Genomic DNA, 18499 nt, shown 5'->3' on the forward strand with positions numbered 1-18499 from the left:
AACCATGATCTTGTCCGAAAACCGGTTCCCACTTTTCGGGATCATGGTCTAGCCATTGACACGCCTTGCATCGCTGACGCTCGAATTGTCCTTGAGCTGCGACAGCAGCCGGTTGAGGTGCTTCAGATCCCAGACTTCGAGATCGATCAGCATCTCGGTGAAGTCGGGCGCGGTGCGCACCATCGACAACGTATGGATGTTGGCGTCGTTCGAGGCAACCACCTGGGCAATATCGGCGAGTGAACCCGGCGCGTTGATGGCGGTGACGGAGACGCGCGCCGGAAAGCGCTCCTTGGTGCGCTCGTCAATATCCCAGCGCACGTCGATCCAGCGCTCGGGCTGGTCGTCGAACGCCTGCAGCGCCGGCGACTGGATCGGATAGATGGTGATGCCGGTGCCCGGCTGGACGATGCCGACGATGCGGTCGCCAGGCACTGCTCCTTCCGGCGCGAAGCGCACCGGTAGGTCGCCGCGCACGCCGCGGATCGGCACGGCGCCATCGCGCGGCTGGTCCTTGTCCTTGCGCGCGGCACGGCCCGGAATTTGGAATAGCATGCCGGCGGCGTTGCGGATCTTCGACCAGCCCTCCTCGCGCGGCTTGGGTGCGGCCGTCGTGACGCGCTCGTCCTTGTAGTCGGGGAACACCGCCTTCATGACGTCGGCGGAAGCGAGCTCGCCACGCCCGACCGAGGCCAACACATCCTCGATGTCCTTGCGCGCCAAACGGTGCAGCACCTGCTTCAGGCTCTCCTTGGTGAAGGTCTTTCCGGCGCGCTCGAAGGCGCGTTCCAGGATGCGGACACCAAGACCCGAATACTGCTTGCGGATGGCGTTTTTTGTGGCTCGACGGATCGCCGAGCGTGCCTTTCCGGTGACGACGACCGATTCCCACGCCGCCGGCGGCACCTGCGCCTTAGAGCGGATGATCTCGACCTCATCGCCGTTCTTCAGTTCCGTCATCAGCGGCATGATGCGGCCGTTGACCTTGGCACCGACGCAGGTGTCGCCGACATCGGTGTGCACCGCATAGGCAAAGTCGATCGGTGTCGCGCCGCGCGGCAACGCAATCAGCATGCCTTTCGGGGTGAAGCAGAACACCTGGTCCTGGAACAGCTCCAGCTTGGTGTTCTCAAGGAAATCCTCGGGATTGTCGCCCTCGGCAAGCTGCTCGATGGTGCGCCGCAGCCAGGCATAGGCGTTGGTCTCCTTCGAGATGGCGTGGGCGGCACCGTTCGTCTTGCCACCGGTGTCCTTGTAGATCGAATGCGCGGCGACGCCGTATTCGGCGATCTTGTTCATCTGGTGGGTGCGTATCTGCAGCTCGACGCGCTGGCGCGATGGCCCGACGATGGTGGTGTGGATCGACCGGTAGTCGTTCTGCTTCGGCGTCGAGATGTAATCCTTAAAGCGGCCCGGAACCATCGACCATGTGGTGTGGATGGCGCCAAGCGCCCGGTAGCAATCCTCGACCGTGTCGACGACGACGCGGAAGCCGAAGATGTCGGACAGCTGCTCGAAGGACAGTGCCTTGGCCTCCATCTTGCGGAACACCGACCACGGCTTCTTCTGGCGGCTCTTCACACCTGCCTTGATCGCATGCTTTTCGAACAGCGTGGACAGCGCCTTCTCGATATCGGTCAGCACATCCTTGTTGCGCTCGAAGATTTCGGCGAGCCGGGCGGTGACGGCGCGATAGGCTTCCGGATTGATATAGCGGAAGGCGAGCTCCTCCAGTTCCTCGCGCATGCCTTGCATGCCCATGCGCCCGGCCAGCGGCGCATAGATGTCCATCGTCTCCTCGGCGATGCGCAGGCGCTTGGCCTCCGGCATATGGTCGAGGGTGCGCATGTTGTGCAAACGGTCGGCGAGCTTGACCAGGAGGACGCGGACGTCTTCCGAAATCGCCAGCAGAAGCTTGCGCAGGTTTTCCGCCTGTTCGGCCTTCTTCGACACCAGGTCGAGCTTCTTGAGCTTGGTCAGTCCCTCGACCAGCTTGCCCATTTCGGGCCCGAACAGCTCGTCGATCTCGGCCCGCGTCGCGGTGGTGTCCTCGATGGTGTCGTGCAGCAGGGCGACCGCGATCGTCGCCTCGTCCATGTGCATTTCGGTGAGGATGGCGGCGACTTCGAGCGGGTGCGAGAAATAGGGATCGCCGGAAGCACGCTTCTGATGGCCATGCTTCTGCATGGCATAGACATAGGCCTTGTTGAGCAGCGCCTCGTTGACGTCAGGCTTGTAGCGCTGGACGCGCTCGACAAGCTCATACTGACGCATCATGGGCGGAATCTCGCGGTGCTGAAATGATTGATGCGCCGCACAAGCGTACGGCGCATCTCATAGATAGCCACGAAACTGACTGGACGGAAGTGCCGGAAACGTATTCCAGGCAGGTCCAGATCGCTCGCTTAGTAGTCGTCGCTCTTTTCCGGCGGCACCAGTCCCTCGATGCCGGCCAGGAGATCTTCCTCGGTCATCCGGTCGAAGGTGATGTTCTCCTCGGCGTCACCGGCGTCGGTGGCCGCAACGGCGGCGCCGGTCTGATCGGCAATCGCCTCGCCATCGGCCTCGGGCTCGTCGACCTCGACATGCTTCTGCAGCGAATGGATCAGGTCTTCCTTGAGGTCGTCGGGCGAAAGCGTCTCGTCGGCGATCTCGCGCAGCGCCACGACCGGGTTCTTGTCGTTGTCACGCGGCACGGTGATCGGCGCGCCCTGGCTGATCTGCCGGGCGCGGTGGCCGGCCAACAGCACCAGCTCGAAGCGGTTGTCGACCTTGTCGATGCAATCTTCAACGGTTACGCGGGCCATGGATGCCCCTTTCATGCGATGGATTTGATGGAAAACAGGCGCGGTCCATAACCCGAACGCCGCCAAAATACAAGCATCATGGCAATGGCCAGGCCGCAGGGCGCCCAATCTTTCGTTCTAACACCCGATTCGGCAAAACCTGTCTCTACTTATGCATTGGGTGTCCCGATCACAATTGCTTGCAGTGCCGCACCACGCCCTTGGATTGCCGCGAAACTGGCGCTATCTCGGATGGCGTAGAGGTCAGCCGGTTTATTATGAGCCTGACCGATCTTCGCTATCGCATTTCGTTTAGACGGCCGTTTATTTCGAGAAGGAATATTTTCCATGTTCGATCCTCGTGAAAAAATCGCCCTATTCATCGACGGCGCCAATCTCTACGCGACGTCGCGCGCGCTCGGCTTCGACATCGACTACCGCAAGCTTCTGTCGAGCTTCCAGAAGCGTGGCTATCTGCTGCGCGCCTATTACTACACGGCACTGGTCGAGGATCAGGAATACTCCTCGATCCGTCCGCTGATCGATTGGCTCGACTATAACGGCTTCAAGGTGGTCACCAAGCCGGCCAAGGAATTCACCGACTCGACCGGCCGCCGCAAGATCAAGGGCAATATGGACATCGAGCTCACGGTCGATGCGCTGGAGCTAGCCGATGTCGTCGACCACTATGTCATCTTTTCCGGTGACGGCGATTTCCGCACGCTGGTCGAGGCACTGCAGCGCCGTGGCCGCAAGGTGTCGATCGTGTCGACCATGGCCTCACAGCCGCCGATGATCTCCGACGATCTGCGCCGCCAGGCCGACCATTTCATCGACCTGGCAACGCTGAAGAACGAGGTCGGCCGCGATCCATCCGAGCGGCCGGTGCGCAGGCCCGAGCCAGCCGAAGTCGACGAGGACGACTACTGAGGCCGGTTGCCTTGACCGCCCTTTCCGCCTCCGAACCCGGCCGCGACTGCCCGTTCTGCCCGCGGCTGCACGATTTCATCGCCGACTGGCGGCAGCGCGAGCCATCCTGGTTCAATGCGCCGGTGCCGACCTTCCTGCCGCCGGAGGGTGACCCTGCGGTTCAGTTGCTGATCGTCGGGCTGGCGCCCGGGCTGCGCGGCGCCAACCGCACCGGGCGTCCCTTCACCGGCGACTATGCCGGCGACCTGCTCTACTCGACGCTGATTTCGCACGGTTTTGCGCGCGGCGAATTCAAGGCCAGACCCGACGACGGATTGGAGTTGGTCGGCACGGCGATCACCAATGCGGTGCGCTGCGTGCCACCGGAGAACAAGCCGGTGGGTGCCGAGATTGCCACGTGCCGGACATTCCTGGTGCCGACGATCGCCCGGTTCCCCAACCTGCGCGCCGTGCTGGCGCTGGGGTCGATCGCGCATCAGTCGACAGTGCGGGCGCTGGGTGGGCGCGTCGCCGCCTACCCGTTCAAGCATGGCGGGCAGCTACCGGCCGGAGGCATCACGCTGTTTTCGAGCTATCACTGCTCACGCTACAACACCAACACCGGCGTGCTGACCGAAGCGATGTTCGTCAGCGTTTTCAGCCAGATAGCGGCGTTCTTGCGGACATAGCGCCGCCCCGTCTTTGTTTTTACGCAATTCCCAAGGGAAGCGCTACGCGCTTTTCCCGGGAAAACCGTTTCACACTTTTCCTGGAATTGCTTCAGAACCCTTCAAGCACGATCTTGCCCTTGGCCTTGCCGGTCTCGATCAGCGCATGAGCGCGCTTCAGATTGGCGGCATTGATAGGACCGAAGGTCTCGCCCAGCGTCGTGCGGATGGTGCCTGCGTCGACAAGCCGGGCCAATTCATTCAGATGCTCACCCTGTGCGGCCATGTCCTGCGTCTCGAACAGTGAGCGGGTGAACATCAGTTCCCAATGGACCGAAACGCTCTTGCGCTTGAACGGATTGATGTCGAGCGTTTGGGGATCGTCGATCAAGCCGAACCGGCCTTGCGGTGCGATCAATTCGGCAATCTCGGCCAGGTGCCGGTCGGTGTTGGTTGTCGAGAACACAAAGGCGGGTGCGCCGATGCCGAGTGCCGCGACTTCACCGCTGAGCGGCTTTGAATGATCGACGACATGATGGGCGCCAAGCCCAAGGACCCAGTCGCGCGTCTCGGGCCTTGACGCGGTGGCGATGACAGTCAGATCGGTCAGTTGGCGCGCAAGCTGCACCGCGATCGAGCCAACGCCACCGGCGCCGCCGATGATGAGGATGGCATTTGCAGCGCCCGCGACGGGCTTCTTCACATCGAGACGGTCGAACAGAGCCTCCCATGCCGTGATCGCCGTCAGCGGCAGCGCCGCCGCCTGCGCATAGTCGAGCGAGCCGGGCTTGCGGCCAACAAGGCGCTCGTCGACGAGCTGGAATTCGGCATTGGTGCCTTGCGGCGCCAGCGCGCCGGAATAAAAGACATCGTCACCCGGTTTGAACAGGCTGGCGTCCGGACCGGTCGCAGCGACCCGGCCGGCGGCATCCCAGCCGAGCACCCGCCACGTTCCAGCTTCGGGTTTGGCGCTTCGCCGGACCTTGGTGTCGACCGGATTGACCGAGATTGCCCTCACCTCGACCAGCAGTTGACGGCCTTTCGGCTCCGGCTTTGGCAGGTCGATATCGACAAGGGAGGTCTCATCGGTGATGGGGGCTGGGATTTGATAGCCGACGGCGCGCATTCTGGTCTCCGCGATTGGTGTTGAGCGTTGTCTAGAGCAGAGATGCGGATTATGTGCGCCAAGCGCAAGAATGCACATATAAAGCACATAGTGTCGAAAAGGATACCGTCATGCCGCGCATTCGCCATGAGCGATTCGATTGCAGCCCCGGCTGCGCCGTGGAGGGAACCCTCCGCTATATCGACGGGAAGTGGAAAGGCGTCGTGCTCTACCACCTGTTCGAAGGCACGATGCGCTTCAACGAGATCCGCCGGCGCATTCCCAACTGCACGCAGCGCATGCTGACCAACCAGTTGCGCGAACTGGAGACGGATGGGCTCATCGCCCGTAAGGTTTATGCACAGGTGCCGCCGAAGGTGGAATACAGCCTGACGCCACGCGGCAGAAGCCTGGAGCCGGTGATCACCGCCCTGAAAATCTGGGGCGATGCCAATGTCACGCTCACGCCGGAGGTTTCCCAGGCTGCGGCATGAAACGACTGCGACCGATATCTCTCAGTGGTTCAGGGGAATCACTGAGTTCCCGGAGCGACCGGCGATGTAGCAGACAGCGCGGCCAAAACCGCTGGTCCACCCTGCAGCACATTCAGGTCGACATCGCCATTGATGCCGTCGACGCGCCCCCTGTTGTGGTACTGCCAGTAGATCCAGTCATCGCGATCCGGCTCCAGAAGCAATGAGCGAAGCCAGAGCGAACGGGCAGCGATGCGCCCGGCATAGGTTTGCGCTGCCTCGTCGGTCAGATAGACAATCGCAGGCTTGCCGAACGCTGCCTCGACCGGGGCGAGGAACGCGGCCAATTCGGCGCTCAGTTGCTCGGGTGTCGGCCGTTGCGGGCAGTTGCCGCCGAATTCGATGTCGACGACCGGCGGCAGCAGCGGCTGATCATGCGGCACCACCGAGATGAAATTCTTCGCCTGGTCGGCGCCGGGCCGGCAGAAGGTGAAGAAATGATAGGCGCCGACGGCGAGGCCGGCGGCGCGGGCCTCTTCCAGATTCCGCGCGAAGGCATCGTCGACATGATCGCCGCCTTCGGTCGCCTTGATGACAGCAAAGGCGACATCGTCGGCGGCAACACGGCGCCAATCGATCTGGCCCTGATGATGGGAGACGTCGATGCCCCTGACCGGATATTTATCGCGATCCGGCGAGAATGCCCTGAAATAGAGATAGCCGCCTGCTGCGACGAAACATACCAAGACGAGGCTGGCCAAACCAAAGAGGGCAATCCGGTTCTTCAAACGAATAGTCCCAGCCTACCCACGCTCCTTCAACAGCCGACCCTTCTCGCGCGACCAGTCGCGCTGCTTTTCGGATTCGCGCTTGTCGTGCAGTTTCTTGCCGCGGCCGACGGCGAGCAGCAGCTTGGCGCGGCCCTGGTCGTTGAAATAGATTTTCAGCGGCACCAGCGTCATGCCTTCGCGGTCGACGCTCTGCGACAGTTTTGCCATCTCGCGCTTGTTGAGCAGAAGCTTGCGGCGCCGGCGAGGCTCGTGGTTGAAGCGGTTGGCCTGCAGATATTCCGGCAGATAGGAGTTGATCAGCCAGATCTCGCCGCCTTCGACCGAGGCGTAGCTGTCCTGGATGTTGGCCTGGCCCTGGCGCAGCGACTTGACCTCGGTGCCGGTCAGCACCAGACCGGCCTCGACCGTGTCGAGCACCTCGTAGGAAAACCGCGCCTTGCGGTTTTCCGAAACGGTCTTGTTGTTGGGATCGGCTTTTCTGACTTGATTCATGATGCGGAGAGGTGGCGCCTCATCCCTAGTTTATCAAGCCGGCGTGCTTCATGGCCGCATCAATCTTTGCTGCGGTCACATCCTCGACCGTGACAAGCGGCGAGCGGAGCACGTTTTCGACCTTGCCCAGCTTCGACAGCGCATATTTGGCGCCGGAAACGCCAGGCTCGATGAAGATCGCCTTGTGCAGCGGCAGCAGGCGATCCTGCAATTCCAGCGCCTTGGCGCTGTCGCCGGACAAAGTCGCCTCCTGGAATTCCGCGCACAGTCGCGGCGCGACATTCGAGGTCACCGAAATGCAGCCGACGCCGCCATGCGCATTGAAGCCAAGCGCCGAAGCATCCTCGCCCGAAAGCTGGATGAAATCCTTGCCGCATGTGGCGCGCTGCTCGGAGACCCGCTCGACCTTGCCGGTGGCATCCTTGACGCCGACGATATTCTTGAAGTCGTGCGCGAGCTGGCCCATCGTCTCCGGAGTCATGTCGATCACCGAGCGCGGCGGGATGTTGTAGATGATGATCGGCAGCTTGGTCGCCCTTGCAACGGCAGCGAAGTGCTCGTACAGGCCGCGTTGCGTCGGCTTGTTGTAATAGGGCGTGACGACCAGGGCGGCATCGGCGCCGGCCTTCTCGGCATACTGCACGAGCCCGACGGCTTCCTCGGTGTTGTTGGAACCGGCGCCGGCAACGACCGGAACGCGCCCCTTGGCAACCTCGATGCACACCTTGACGACTTGGCGGTGCTCGTCATGCGACAGCGTCGGCGACTCGCCGGTGGTGCCCACGGGAACCAGTCCTGTCGTGCCTTCCGCGAGTTGCCATTCGACGAACGCGCGAAAGGCTTTCTCGTCGAAACGCCCGCTCTTTTCGAACGGTGTCACGAGCGCAGTAAGCGAGCCTCTCAGCATGTCGTCCAACTCCTTGGTACTTCCTTGTTCATGCATGTCGTTGGCCCAAAACCGGTATCCACTTTTGGGCGACATGCATCGGTTTTTTGTCGTGCGCGCCTTCTAACCGAAAGCGAAGCGGCGCACCATAGTCTCGACATGGTTGCGCGGCAAGCATTGCCATGGTGCCAGCAAGCGCAATTCGAACGGCCTCGCTAACTCTTTGTTTACGGGCTCTTCACGACCTAAGTTTAGGCTTCGAGGCATCTTCGCCTGCTGGTAGAATGCCAGGACAAGGAAAGACTTAGGATCATGCCGGGCAGTCGGCCTCACCTTTTCGCGCTGCTTGGCGCCACGCTCGCGCTGATTCCGGGCATGGCGATCGGCGGCAGCGTCGATGTGCAGGTCACTTCGGCCATCCCGATGCCGGGCTCGGTCATCCCGATGCCAGGCCTGCGGGCCAAGGCGCAACAGGCGCCCTCGCAGAGCGTCGCGATCTTGAGGAGCGGGCTGGATGCGCTGGCGGCTGGCGACATTCCCGGCGCGCGAGGCGTGCGCGATGCCCTTCCCGATCACTCGCTCGACCAGCACATCCTTGCCTGGGCGATCGCGCTTTATGGCGGAGACAAGGTTCCGAGCGGCGATATCGCCGCCGCAGCGAAGATGCTGCCGAATTGGCCCGGCACCGTCGCCCTGCGCAAGAACAGCGAGCGCGCGCTCTATCGCGAGAACCCTGCTCCCGACATCGTTGTCAGGGCGTTCGATGGCAGCCAGCCCCAGACATTCGAAGGCGTGATGGTCCTTGCCAGTGCCTATGTGGCGTCTGGCAATGCCAAGGCGGCGCGCTCGGTGCTTTCGCCGTTCTGGCGCACCGCGATCCTGGAGGCCAAGGACGAGACGGCGCTGATCAAGGAGTTCGGTAACCTGATCCCGGCTGCCGACCACCGTTTTCGCATGGAGCGCATGTTCTATGCCGACCGCGCCAATTCCGCCCTGCGCGTCGCCGGCCTTGCCGGCGCCCAGCAGCTCGCCGATGCCTGGGCGGCGGCGGACAAAGGCAACAAGAACGCAGCCAAACTGCTGAAGGCAGTGCCGGCGGCACAACGTTCGGCCGGCTATTTCTTCGCGCAGGCCGAATATCTGCGCAAGCACGAGGATTTTGCCGGCGCCGCAGCCATTGTGATGCAGGCACCGGCCGATCGTGACGCTCTGGTCGATCCGGATGCCTGGTGGGTCGAGCGCCGGGTGCTGTCGCGCGAAATGGTCGACCAGGGCGACATGAAGACGGCTTACCGGATCGTCGCCACGCACGCCGCCGAAAGTGCCACCAATGCGGCGGATGCTGAATTCCATGCCGGCTGGTACGCGCTGCGTGGCCTGAGCGACCCCAAGCTTGCCGCAACGCATTTCGCGCGCATCACCGACCTTGCCCAAGGGCCGATGACGCTGTCGCGTGCCTATTACTGGCTCGGCCGTGCGGCGGAGGTCGGCGGTCCTGGCAACGCCAAAGACTATTTTGCGCGCGCAGCGGCCTACGGCACGACATTTTACGGCCAGCTTGCTGCCGAACGCGTCGGCCGGCAGGCGCTGAACATTGTCTATCCGCAGCCAAGTGCAGCCGACCGGCAAAATTTTGCCGGCCGCGAGGCCGTCAGCGCCATCAAGCGGCTGCAAGAGGCGGGCTACGACCGCTATGCCGAGACGCTCTATCGCGACCTTGCCGGGCAGTTGACCAGCCCGGGCGAATTGGCGCTGCTGGCTGTCCTTGCGGAAAAGCAGGGCAACCATTTCATGGCGCTGAAAGTCGGCAAGATCGCCGGCGCGCGTGGCATCGATGTCGGCGCACTGTCGCATCCGCTCGGCGTCATTCCCGATTCGGCTGACATTTCCGGCTCGGGCAAGGCGCTGGCCTATGCGATCGCCCGCCAGGAAAGCGAATTCAACATCGGCGCCGTTTCCAGCGCCGGCGCGCGCGGGTTGCTGCAGCTGATGCCGGGAACCGCCAAGCAATTGGCGAAAAAGGCCGGATTGCAGTTTTCGCAGACACGGCTGACCACCGACGCCGGGTACAATGCGACGCTTGGTTCGGCCTTCCTCGGCGAGCAGCTCGATCGCTTCAACGGCTCCTATGTGCTGACCTTCGCCGGCTACAATGCAGGCCCCAACCGTGCCAGCCAGTGGGTGGCCAGATATGGCGATCCGCGCGGCAAGGACATCGACGCGGTCGTCGACTGGATCGAGCGGATTCCCTATACGGAAACAAGAAGTTACGTTCAGCGCGTGATGGAAAATTACGAGGTCTACAAGATGCGTATTTCCGGCAAATACGACATCGTTGGCGATCTGGTGAACGGACGGAGTTGAGACTTTCTTCCCTTCTCCCCCTGTGGGAGAAGGTGGCCTCGCGAAGCGCGGTCGGATGAGGGGTGTTCCAGAAAACAGCAACGCCTCACTCCGCTGGAACACCCCTCATCCGTCTCGGTGCTGCGCGCCGATCCACCTTCCCTCACAAGGGGGGAAGGGAAGAGCGCCTTCCATTTGACCATCCCTACCCTCGCCTGTAGCAGTCTTAGACGAGCCGGCAACGGCAAGGAATCGCGCCCAGATGTCAAGTGACCAACTTTTCTCCGATTTCTTCTACACCGCACCGGATGGGCTTGACCTTCATGCGCGCGTCTATGGCCAAGCAAACTCCGGCCGCTGGCCGGTCGTCTGCCTGCCGGGTCTGACCCGCAATGCCAGGGATTTTCACGAGCTGGCGCTCTATCTGTCGACGCATGCGGCAAATCCGCGAAAGGTCATTGCGTTCGACTATCGCGGGCGCGGGCAATCCGCCTACGACCCCGATATCAGTCACTACAATGTCGGTGTCGAGGCTGGCGACGTCCTTGCCGGGCTGGCGGCGCTGAACATCGAGGAAGCAGCCTTCATCGGCACGTCGCGCGGCGGGCTGATCATCCATGTGCTCGGGGTGATGCGGTCGACGGTCCTGAAAGCCATTGTTTTCAATGACATCGGACCGGTGATCGAGGCGGCTGGGCTTGCCCATATCCAGTCTTATCTCGAGCGCGACCCGACACCGAAAACCCGCGTACAGGCGACTGCCGCCCAGCGCGGCGTACACGGCAAGGACTTCTCCGCCCTTGCCGGGGCGGATTGGGATCGGATGGTATGGGCTCTCTACCGCGAAACGGACGGCGGCCTGGTGCCGGATTTCGACCCGCACCTAGTCGATACCGTTGCCAGTCTCGATCTGACGCAGCCTTTGCCTGATCTATGGCCGCAATTCGAGGCGTTGGCCGCGATTCCTCTGCTCGCCATACGCGGCGCCAATTCTAGATTGCTGTCCATAGACACGCTACAGCAGATGCGAGAGCATCATTCCATGATGGAAACGATCACCGTCGAGGGCCAGGGCCACGCCCCTTTCCTTGATACCGGCAGCCTGCCCAACCACATCGCGGCTTTTCTCGATCGGGCCGAGCGACAGTACATGTAAAAGTAAACCCCAAGACCAACCAAGGTCCTGGGGTCGTTACAACAGTATTGGCTAACTCGCCAGCCTACTTGGCTTTTGAACTTTTCCGAGGCGCTTTCGGCGAGGCCGCGGCCGGTTCGCCCTTCTGTTTCCGTGCCGCCACCGGGGACGAAGGCGTGGTCACGGGCGATGAAAACACGGACCCCTCCCCACTGCTTGTTGGCTGGTCGCGAGGTTTCTCCAGGACAACCACGCAGCCATCGAGATCGTTGGTGGCCAGATGCGCGTAACGCATGGTCATCGACAGCGTCTGGTGGCCGAGCCACATCTGCACGCGCCTGATATCGATGCCGCCCTGGACAAGACGCGAGGCGCAGGTGTGGCGCAATATGTGCGGCACCACCTGGTCGTCGGCGCCAAGGCCGACTTCGGCCTTCGCGTCGTTCCAGATGGCACGGAACTGTGCCTGGCTGAGCTTGGTGAACGGTCCCTTGGGCCGACGGCCCTCTTGCGGAGGCAGCTTGATGACCTCCTTGACCCGCTCGGTCATCGGAATGGTGCGGCTGCGGCCGGATTTGGTAATCCAGAAACTGACACGATGCTCCTGGATATCATTCCAGATCAGCCCAAGCGCCTCACCGAGACGGCATCCGGTGTCGACCAGGAAGACGGAAAGCCTGTAGGCGTCCTCGCTGCGGCTCTTGATGGCAGCGAACAGCCTGGCCTCTTCGTCCCTCTCGAGGAAACGAATCCGTCCCGCCCGCTCCTTCTGGCGGCGGAACTCGGGCAGGCTGTGGATATCTCCCATCTTATGAGCCTTGCGCAGCAGTTTGCTGAGGGCAGCCATCTTTCGATTGATGGTTGCGTTGCTGTTGCCGCGCTGGCGCAAGGTGCCGATAAGGTTGTCCAGGGTACTCTGGTCAAAGGCGCTGAACCGCTCCCCAAGGAGAAGCTCATCTATCTCGCCGATGAAAGAGCTGACATTGTATTTATGCCGCCCATCATCCCACAATATGTCCCGGTATGCTAAAAAAAGCTCTCCGACCCTGTACGACTTTACTTCTCTGATCTTGTTGTAACTGTATCGTATCGTCGAATTTTGAGAAGAAAACATCGAAAAATGATCGGAGGGCTCACCCTCTTGAATCGCTTCGGTCGTCATCATTTGCCACACCCCCGAGTGGGATAGATCAGCCCTATCCGCTTGGAGGCGCCCTTTCAAGAGATTTGAATCACGCAGTTGTGATTTCCTCCGCCCATCAGCGGATCCCACGAAACCATCCCACGGACCCTATTCAGCTACCGTTACCCCCTGTTCCTTCTGTTTTCCTTGACCCAGTCACGAAACAAAAACAGCCCGGGCGTTGAAGCGCCCGGGCTGGATTTCACCTGTGTAGAACCAGCCCTTAGAACGAGCGCTGGAAGCGAAGCATGCCGCCGATGTTGCTGTCATCGTCTGCATTGGTCCAGTTGGATGCCGGGAAGCTGCCCGCATTGACGTAGTCGACTTCGGCTGTGACCGTGAGGCCGGGAACGACGTCATAGGCGATGTTCGCCGCGATGCCGAGGTTCTCGTCTTCGTCATACGATATCTGAGTGTTGAACGAGGTCTTCTCGTTGAACTTGTAGGTGCCACCGCCCCACACTGCCCAGTTGCCGCCCCACTGCTTGTAGAAGCCGCGACCGCCAGCCGGGATGGCCCAGGTCGGGTCGGAGAGGTTGTCATCCGAGCCGTAACCGCCGATGATAAACAGCGAGATCTGGTCGTTGACGTTGACATCCAAACGAACCTTGCCGGCGACTTCTTCGTAGTTGCTGTCATAAGCGACAACACCCGAAATGCCGCCCCAGCCCTGCGTCCACTTGACGCCGCCGACGACGTGCGGAACGTAGCTGTCGATGGTGCCCTTCGTGCCCGAGCCTTCTTCGAGAGAGACCACGGCCGAGAAGCCGTTGCCGGCGTCGAAGTAGTACTGGACGACGTTGGTGTCGAAATCGCCGTAGGGAACGAGCGTATCGTTGATGACGTTGCCGGCGTAGCCGATGAACGTATTGAAGGCCGATTCGTCTTTACCGACGCGCAGGCCACCAAGCTGGATCCAGGCGAAGTTGAGCGAAACACCCTTGTTGAACGCATTGTTCGGACCAACCACATCACCATCGTCGGTGGTGGAGCCGCCGTAGGCCTGACGGTTGCCGAAGTTGAAGCGGGTCTCGGTGTAGGTCTTCAAGGTGCCGAGTTCGGTTTCCTGGCCGGTCCAGGTCTTCAGCGCGAAGCGGGCGTTCTTGAAGTAGGTGCTCTGGCTTTCGCCGTCTTCATGGTCGAAGGACTTCGCACCGTCGAACGAGCCGACGTCGCCGACGCCGATGTCGTAGCGGACATAGCCGCCGATGCGCAGGCAGGTTTCGGTGCCCGGGATGTAGAAGTAGCCAGCGCCGTAGACGTCGCAAATCTTGACGTATTCAGCGGGTTCGCGATCAGKGCCGCAGCGGAGCCGAGGAGAAGGCTCTTGATGTTCATTTTCTGACCTCCAGTCAGAATCGAACGAAACGGTAGAAGCTACGGCCCGTGCTTTCACGATAACGGATTGTTATTGCTGCGTTATATCGAAAAAATGTGAGATTTGATGCGGGCGCGCGGCCGTCACCACAGCCGTTTGTCGGCGAAAGCGTGCCCAGAGCCGGATTTGAGATAACGCTCGAATGAAGCCGCTTTGGCCTGGCTCGAGAAGGCCATGTAGGTCACGATTCGCCATGGCAGGAACTTGGACGTGTGGCTGGATTTTCCGGCATTGTGCCCGGCAAGCCGCCGTCTCAGGTCCGACGTTATGCCGACGTACCGCTCGCCTTCCGCAGCCTCGCTCTCCAGAAGATACACCTACCACACGAAACCGCCCTCCCTCGCCAAACGAAGGGTATCCTGGCTCTTGGCAGGAGGACAGCCAACCTGTTTTGCAAGGATTCTGAGGTACTTGCGCCCTCCTTCGCCGAGGCCTCGGAGGGCATCCTGCTTCGAGTAGAGGTCTGGGCTTGTCCTGCGAAGCTCGAAGAGCGAAGCAGGATGGCGGAGAGGATGGGATTCGAACCCACGAGAAGCTTTTGACCTCTACTCCCTTAGCAGGGGAGCGCCTTCGACCACTCGGCCACCTCTCCGTTGCGCCGCTGGATAAAGAAAAGCGCCGACACAATCAACAAGCCCCCAGCCATTATCTCGGAAAAGAAGCCATTATATGGAAAAATAACAACGCACCGAAGCACCGCTTTCCACGGATGCGGCGGTTCTGCGGCGGTTTCCTGGCTGGCGACTCGGGGTCTGGCCTTGATTCCGTCAGCCGATCGCCGGATTCGGCCGCAAACAAGGGGTTGCGGAGGGGCAGATGGTTAACGAGAGCTTTCTGAGTGAGGCCAAATCGTGTCATTTGTGCAACAACGCCAAGGGATAGCAGCCGAACAGCCCTTTCGCCGGTACGATCGTGGTTGAACGCCGCCGGCTCATGGGTAATGTCGATTTCGAAGGAGCGGCGCGGTGCGCATCTTTTTCGGTAGTGGGGATGGGGCAGGGAACGCTGTCCTTCAGCAAAGAATACCCAGACCCGTTTTTTAACTTTTGACTGGAGGTCAGAAAATGAACATCAAGAGCCTTCTCCTCGGCTCCGCTGCGGCCCTGATCGCAGTTTCCGGTGCGCGCGCCGCCGACGCCGTCGTCGTCGCCGAGCCGGAACCCGCTGAATACGTCAAGATTTGCGACGTCTACGGCGCTGGCTACTTCTACATCCCGGGCACCGAAACCTGCCTGCGCATCGGCGGCTATGTCCGTNTGACTGGAGGTCAGAAAATGAACATCAAGAGCCTTCTCCTCGGCTCCGCTGCGGCACTGATCGCAGTTTCCGGTGCGCGCGCCGCCGACGCCGTCGTCGTCGCCGAGCCGGAACCCGCTGAATACGTCAAGATTTGCGACGTCTACGGCGCTGGCTACTTCTACATCCCGGGCACCGAAACCTGCCTGCGCATCGGCGGCTATGTCCGTTATGACATCGGCGCCGGCGACGTCGGCTCGTTCGATGGCGCTCGCTCCAACGACGTGCAGGACGGCAAGAACCAGGGAACCTGGGCCAAGAACACCCGCTTCACGCTGAAGACCTGGACCGGCCAGGAAACCGAACTCGGCACCTTGAAGACCTACACGGAGACCCGCTTCAATTTCGGCAACAGCAATGCCGATCCCGACTTTGGTTCGAACGATGCGCACAACAAGGACGTATCGCTGAACTTCGCCTGGATCCAGCTCGGTGGTCTGCGCGTCGGTAAGGACGAATCGGCCTTCGATACGTTCATCGGCTATGCCGGCAACGTCATCCAGGATACGCTGGTTCCTTACGGCGATTTCGACACCAACGTCGTCCAGTACTATTTCGACGCCGGCAATGGCTTCTCAGCCGTGCTCTCGCTCGAAGAAGGCTCGGGCGCTGGCTCCGTCGACGATCTCGGCAACGGCAGGTATGGCGTTGGCACGATCGACAGCTATGTCCCGCATGTTGTCGGCGGCGTAAAGTGGACGCAAGGCTGGGGCGCGATCACTGGTGTCGTTGCCTACGACAGCAACTACGAAGAAGTCGCTGGCAAGGTTCGCTTGGATGTGAATGTTTCCAACGAGCTGTCGTTGTTCTTGATGGGTGGCTACGGCACGGATGACAACCTCACCGACCCGACCTACGATCAGCCTGCGGGCGGTCGTGGCTTCTACAAGCAGTGGGGCGGCAACTGGGCAGTGTGGGGCGGTGGCACCTACAAGTTCAACGAGAAGACCTCGTTCAACCTTCAAGCGTCTGCTGATGACTGGAAGAACGTCGGCGTTGCAGCGAACGTCGCTTACGACATCGTCCCCGGCTTCACAGTCACGGCCGAAGTTGACTATCTTCATGCCGGCAAGTTCGGCGACGGCAGCACGGATAACGTCTCCTGGACCCCGGCCGACAAGAAGAACAGCGTCGGCGGCCTCCTCCGCTTCCAGCGCTCGTTCTAATACATTTCGACTTGTCGAAAACGAAAACCCGGCGGGCAACCGCCGGGTTTTTTGCGTCGTAGCGCCCTTTCGTCTTGCAAAGCGTCGCGTGCTCAGGGGTCGCCTGGATCGCTGGAACAAGCGACGCTGGGTGAACTCACGATGACTCTGGATTTCCGGATCAAATATCGGCCAGATCGCCAAGGGCCTCGATCAAGGGCTGGATCTTGGATTCGTAATGTTTCCATCGCTTTACCGATGACGTGTAGATCGGTTGGCGAACCTGCCAGCGACTGAGAGTTCTGACCGACCCGCCCCTATCAAAGAAGCGCAGGCAGGCATCGTCCCAGGGCAAGCCGAGATGATCGATGAGGCGCCGCGATTGCCCCTCTTGATCCGAGATCATATCCTCATAGCGATTGTCGAAAATCCGCCCAGGCAAAACGGCCTTCCAGTGGCTCATAAGGCGGTCATATTCGCGATAATACAGGCCGAGTGTTTTGAGATCGTAGCTATAACTGTGGCCATGCTGAAGATTTGAGATGAAACACGAAACGCAATTGTCGATTGCGTCACGCTTGCAATGAATAATTCGAGCCTTTGGGAAAATCATCGCGATCAGCCCGATCAGTTCAAAATTATGAGGCATCTTGTCGACTATACGCGATGCGTCGGAAGCGTAGAGAGCCATATTGGATAGGTAGTCCTTGGCCAGCGCCTGTGATTGCTGAGTGGACATCGATCGAATGGTTTGCTGAAAAGCTTCCGTTGAGCCCAACCTCAGACCAATGGCAGCTGCCATTCGTCCGAGCTTGGTCAATTCGCCAGCCCCTTGTACGTCGGGATGACTTGAGCAAATTTGTTCCGTCAGGGTGGTTCCCGAGCGGGGCATTCCTAGCACGAACACGGGCGCTTCGGACGGGTCGCCATAACTTTCCATGGCAGCCAGCAACTTGGGATCGAACAGAGAAATCAAAGCGTCGACCCGCTTGCGGCATGCATCTATGTCAAAATCGCGGACCTTGAACGTTCTGGCCGTCAGGAAATGATCCATCGCTTCGTCGTAGCGACCAAGATCGTTGAGAACTTTTCCCGCGGCAAAGTTAAGATCATGAGCTTCGGCGGCCGAAATTGCGGAGTTGCCTAGTTCGTTCAGTATCGACGCAAGTTCAGGCGGCTCAGAGGAAAATTTTCGCAAGCCCACCAGGATGTTGTAGGATTGGGCCACTGAAACGCGCCGGGCAATGTTTTCATTCAAGTAAGTGGCCGCCTCGTCCATTCGCCCCAGATTAATGAGGGTGCGTGCTACGCCTGTGCGCGCGAGGGGATGATCTCTGTCGAGGTCAAGCGCCTTGCCATAGGAAAGCAGGGACATCTCGCCCCTGTCAAACCTCGCGTAAGCCTGTCCCAGGCAGCAATGTGCCTCCACCAAGCCGGGCTTCAACTCGCACGACCGTTGCAGATGCTTGATTGCCGGCGGATAGTCGCCAACTTTCGACCACGCTTCGCCAAGCGTTAGCTGATAGAACGGGTTGTTCGGCTCCTGGGCTGCCGCTCGCGAGAGATATTCGATCGCCAGTTCGTCGTCGAAGCCCAGCCCAAGCGTGCCGAGAATGTATAGAGCAAGCGGATGATTGCGTGTGCGTGCCAAAACGCGATGACAGAGTTCCTCGGCCTCCGGCAGTCGTCCCGCCTGCTGTAGTTCGAGTGCCTGCCGCAAAAGCGAGTCGTCAGGCTGCGTACGCGACGTCGTCGACTGCAGCGGTTTTGCTTGCAGCTGTTTGGCAGGCGGCGAGGGTTGGGCCTTCAGATGTTTGGACCAAGCGGGCGGTAGTCTAGTATTCATTATGCCTCGCTAGCAAAATCGAGTGGCAAAATCCAGCGAGAGAGATGGACGTCCACCGGCAGT

General features: G+C 60.7%; 16 protein-coding genes, 1 tRNA gene and 1 pseudogene. 7 read left to right on the forward strand and 11 right to left on the reverse strand.

Annotated elements, in window-relative coordinates:
* Nucleotides 1-48: 48 nt before the first annotated feature.
* Nucleotides 49-2277 carry a RelA/SpoT family protein gene (locus tag ASD99_RS09460; protein ID WP_056580484.1) on the reverse strand — a complete coding sequence of 743 codons (2229 nt, stop codon included), beginning with the start codon at nucleotides 2275-2277 and terminating at the stop codon, nucleotides 49-51.
* 128 nt (nucleotides 2278-2405) lie between these two features.
* Nucleotides 2406-2807: a DNA-directed RNA polymerase subunit omega gene (rpoZ, locus tag ASD99_RS09465; protein WP_056580487.1), complete on the reverse strand. Its 402-nt coding sequence runs from the start codon at nucleotides 2805-2807 to the stop codon at nucleotides 2406-2408.
* A 327-nt stretch (nucleotides 2808-3134) separates the two neighbouring features.
* Here rpoZ and ASD99_RS09470 point away from each other — a divergent pair, with 327 nt between their 5' ends.
* Entirely contained in the window at nucleotides 3135-3716 is a 582-nt protein-coding gene (locus tag ASD99_RS09470) for an NYN domain-containing protein (protein WP_056580489.1), read from the forward strand.
* A gap of 11 nt (nucleotides 3717-3727) precedes the next feature.
* The gene (locus tag ASD99_RS09475; protein ID WP_057143403.1) at nucleotides 3728-4384 is read left to right on the forward strand and encodes a uracil-DNA glycosylase; all 657 of its coding nucleotides are present in this window, start codon (nucleotides 3728-3730) and stop codon (nucleotides 4382-4384) included.
* Nucleotides 4385-4475: 91 nt separating this feature from the next.
* On the opposite strand, the gene ASD99_RS09480 is transcribed toward ASD99_RS09475, so the two are convergent.
* Nucleotides 4476-5489, reverse strand: coding sequence for a zinc-binding alcohol dehydrogenase family protein (locus ASD99_RS09480; protein WP_057143404.1), 1014 nt, complete (start codon nucleotides 5487-5489; stop codon nucleotides 4476-4478).
* A 110-nt stretch (nucleotides 5490-5599) separates the two neighbouring features.
* On the opposite strand from ASD99_RS09480, the gene ASD99_RS09485 reads away from it, so the two are divergent.
* Nucleotides 5600-5962 carry a winged helix-turn-helix transcriptional regulator gene (locus ASD99_RS09485; RefSeq protein WP_057143405.1) on the forward strand — a complete coding sequence of 121 codons (363 nt, stop codon included), beginning with the start codon at nucleotides 5600-5602 and terminating at the stop codon, nucleotides 5960-5962.
* Nucleotides 5963-6000: 38 nt separating this feature from the next.
* Here ASD99_RS09485 and ASD99_RS09490 read toward each other — a convergent pair whose 3' ends face one another.
* From ASD99_RS09490 to dapA, 3 genes are read right to left on the reverse strand one after another with little or no spacing between them, the layout of a single operon-like run.
* Nucleotides 6001-6729, reverse strand: coding sequence for a GH25 family lysozyme (locus ASD99_RS09490; RefSeq protein WP_057143406.1), 729 nt, complete (start codon nucleotides 6727-6729; stop codon nucleotides 6001-6003).
* A 15-nt stretch (nucleotides 6730-6744) separates the two neighbouring features.
* Nucleotides 6745-7224, reverse strand: a complete 480-nt coding sequence (gene smpB, locus ASD99_RS09495) for an SsrA-binding protein SmpB (protein WP_013532594.1) — start codon at nucleotides 7222-7224, stop codon at nucleotides 6745-6747.
* A gap of 25 nt (nucleotides 7225-7249) precedes the next feature.
* Nucleotides 7250-8131 carry a 4-hydroxy-tetrahydrodipicolinate synthase gene (gene dapA, locus ASD99_RS09500; protein WP_057143426.1) on the reverse strand — a complete coding sequence of 294 codons (882 nt, stop codon included), beginning with the start codon at nucleotides 8129-8131 and terminating at the stop codon, nucleotides 7250-7252.
* A 291-nt stretch (nucleotides 8132-8422) separates the two neighbouring features.
* Here dapA and ASD99_RS09505 point away from each other — a divergent pair, with 291 nt between their 5' ends.
* The gene (locus tag ASD99_RS09505) at nucleotides 8423-10474 is read left to right on the forward strand and encodes a lytic transglycosylase domain-containing protein (RefSeq protein WP_057143407.1); all 2052 of its coding nucleotides are present in this window, start codon (nucleotides 8423-8425) and stop codon (nucleotides 10472-10474) included.
* A 241-nt stretch (nucleotides 10475-10715) separates the two neighbouring features.
* A complete protein-coding gene (locus tag ASD99_RS09510) occupies nucleotides 10716-11609 on the forward strand; it encodes an alpha/beta fold hydrolase (protein WP_057143408.1) in 894 nt (297 codons plus the stop codon).
* Between the two features lie 64 nt (nucleotides 11610-11673).
* On the opposite strand, the gene ASD99_RS09515 is transcribed toward ASD99_RS09510, so the two are convergent.
* From ASD99_RS09515 to ASD99_RS09530, 4 genes and pseudogenes are all read right to left on the reverse strand, one after another.
* Complete coding sequence (locus ASD99_RS09515; RefSeq protein WP_057143409.1) at nucleotides 11674-12753, reverse strand: tyrosine-type recombinase/integrase; 1080 nt, start codon at nucleotides 12751-12753, stop codon at nucleotides 11674-11676.
* Between the two features lie 241 nt (nucleotides 12754-12994).
* Nucleotides 12995-14109, reverse strand: a pseudogene (locus ASD99_RS09520) (porin).
* A gap of 123 nt (nucleotides 14110-14232) precedes the next feature.
* Complete coding sequence (locus tag ASD99_RS09525; RefSeq protein ID WP_056580512.1) at nucleotides 14233-14466, reverse strand: GIY-YIG nuclease family protein; 234 nt, start codon at nucleotides 14464-14466, stop codon at nucleotides 14233-14235.
* Between the two features lie 184 nt (nucleotides 14467-14650).
* A tRNA-Ser gene (locus ASD99_RS09530) sits at nucleotides 14651-14741 on the reverse strand.
* Nucleotides 14742-15213: 472 nt separating this feature from the next.
* Here ASD99_RS09530 and ASD99_RS33205 point away from each other — a divergent pair.
* Together ASD99_RS33205 and ASD99_RS09535 are read left to right on the forward strand one after the other, a co-directional pair.
* A partial coding sequence (locus ASD99_RS33205) for a porin (protein ID WP_027038050.1) occupies nucleotides 15214-15405 on the forward strand: 192 nt, incomplete at its 3' end.
* Nucleotides 15406-15423: 18 nt separating this feature from the next.
* Nucleotides 15424-16611 (forward strand): porin, encoded by a 1188-nt coding sequence (locus ASD99_RS09535; protein WP_057143427.1) that lies wholly within the window; start codon nucleotides 15424-15426, stop codon nucleotides 16609-16611.
* Nucleotides 16612-16771: 160 nt separating this feature from the next.
* On the opposite strand, the gene ASD99_RS09540 is transcribed toward ASD99_RS09535, so the two are convergent.
* Nucleotides 16772-18436, reverse strand: a complete 1665-nt coding sequence (locus ASD99_RS09540; protein ID WP_057143410.1) for a tetratricopeptide repeat-containing sulfotransferase family protein — start codon at nucleotides 18434-18436, stop codon at nucleotides 16772-16774.
* Between the last annotated feature and the right edge of the window lie 63 nt (nucleotides 18437-18499).

The organism is Mesorhizobium sp. Root695, assembly GCF_001428185.1.
Classification (GTDB): domain Bacteria; phylum Pseudomonadota; class Alphaproteobacteria; order Rhizobiales; family Rhizobiaceae; genus Mesorhizobium.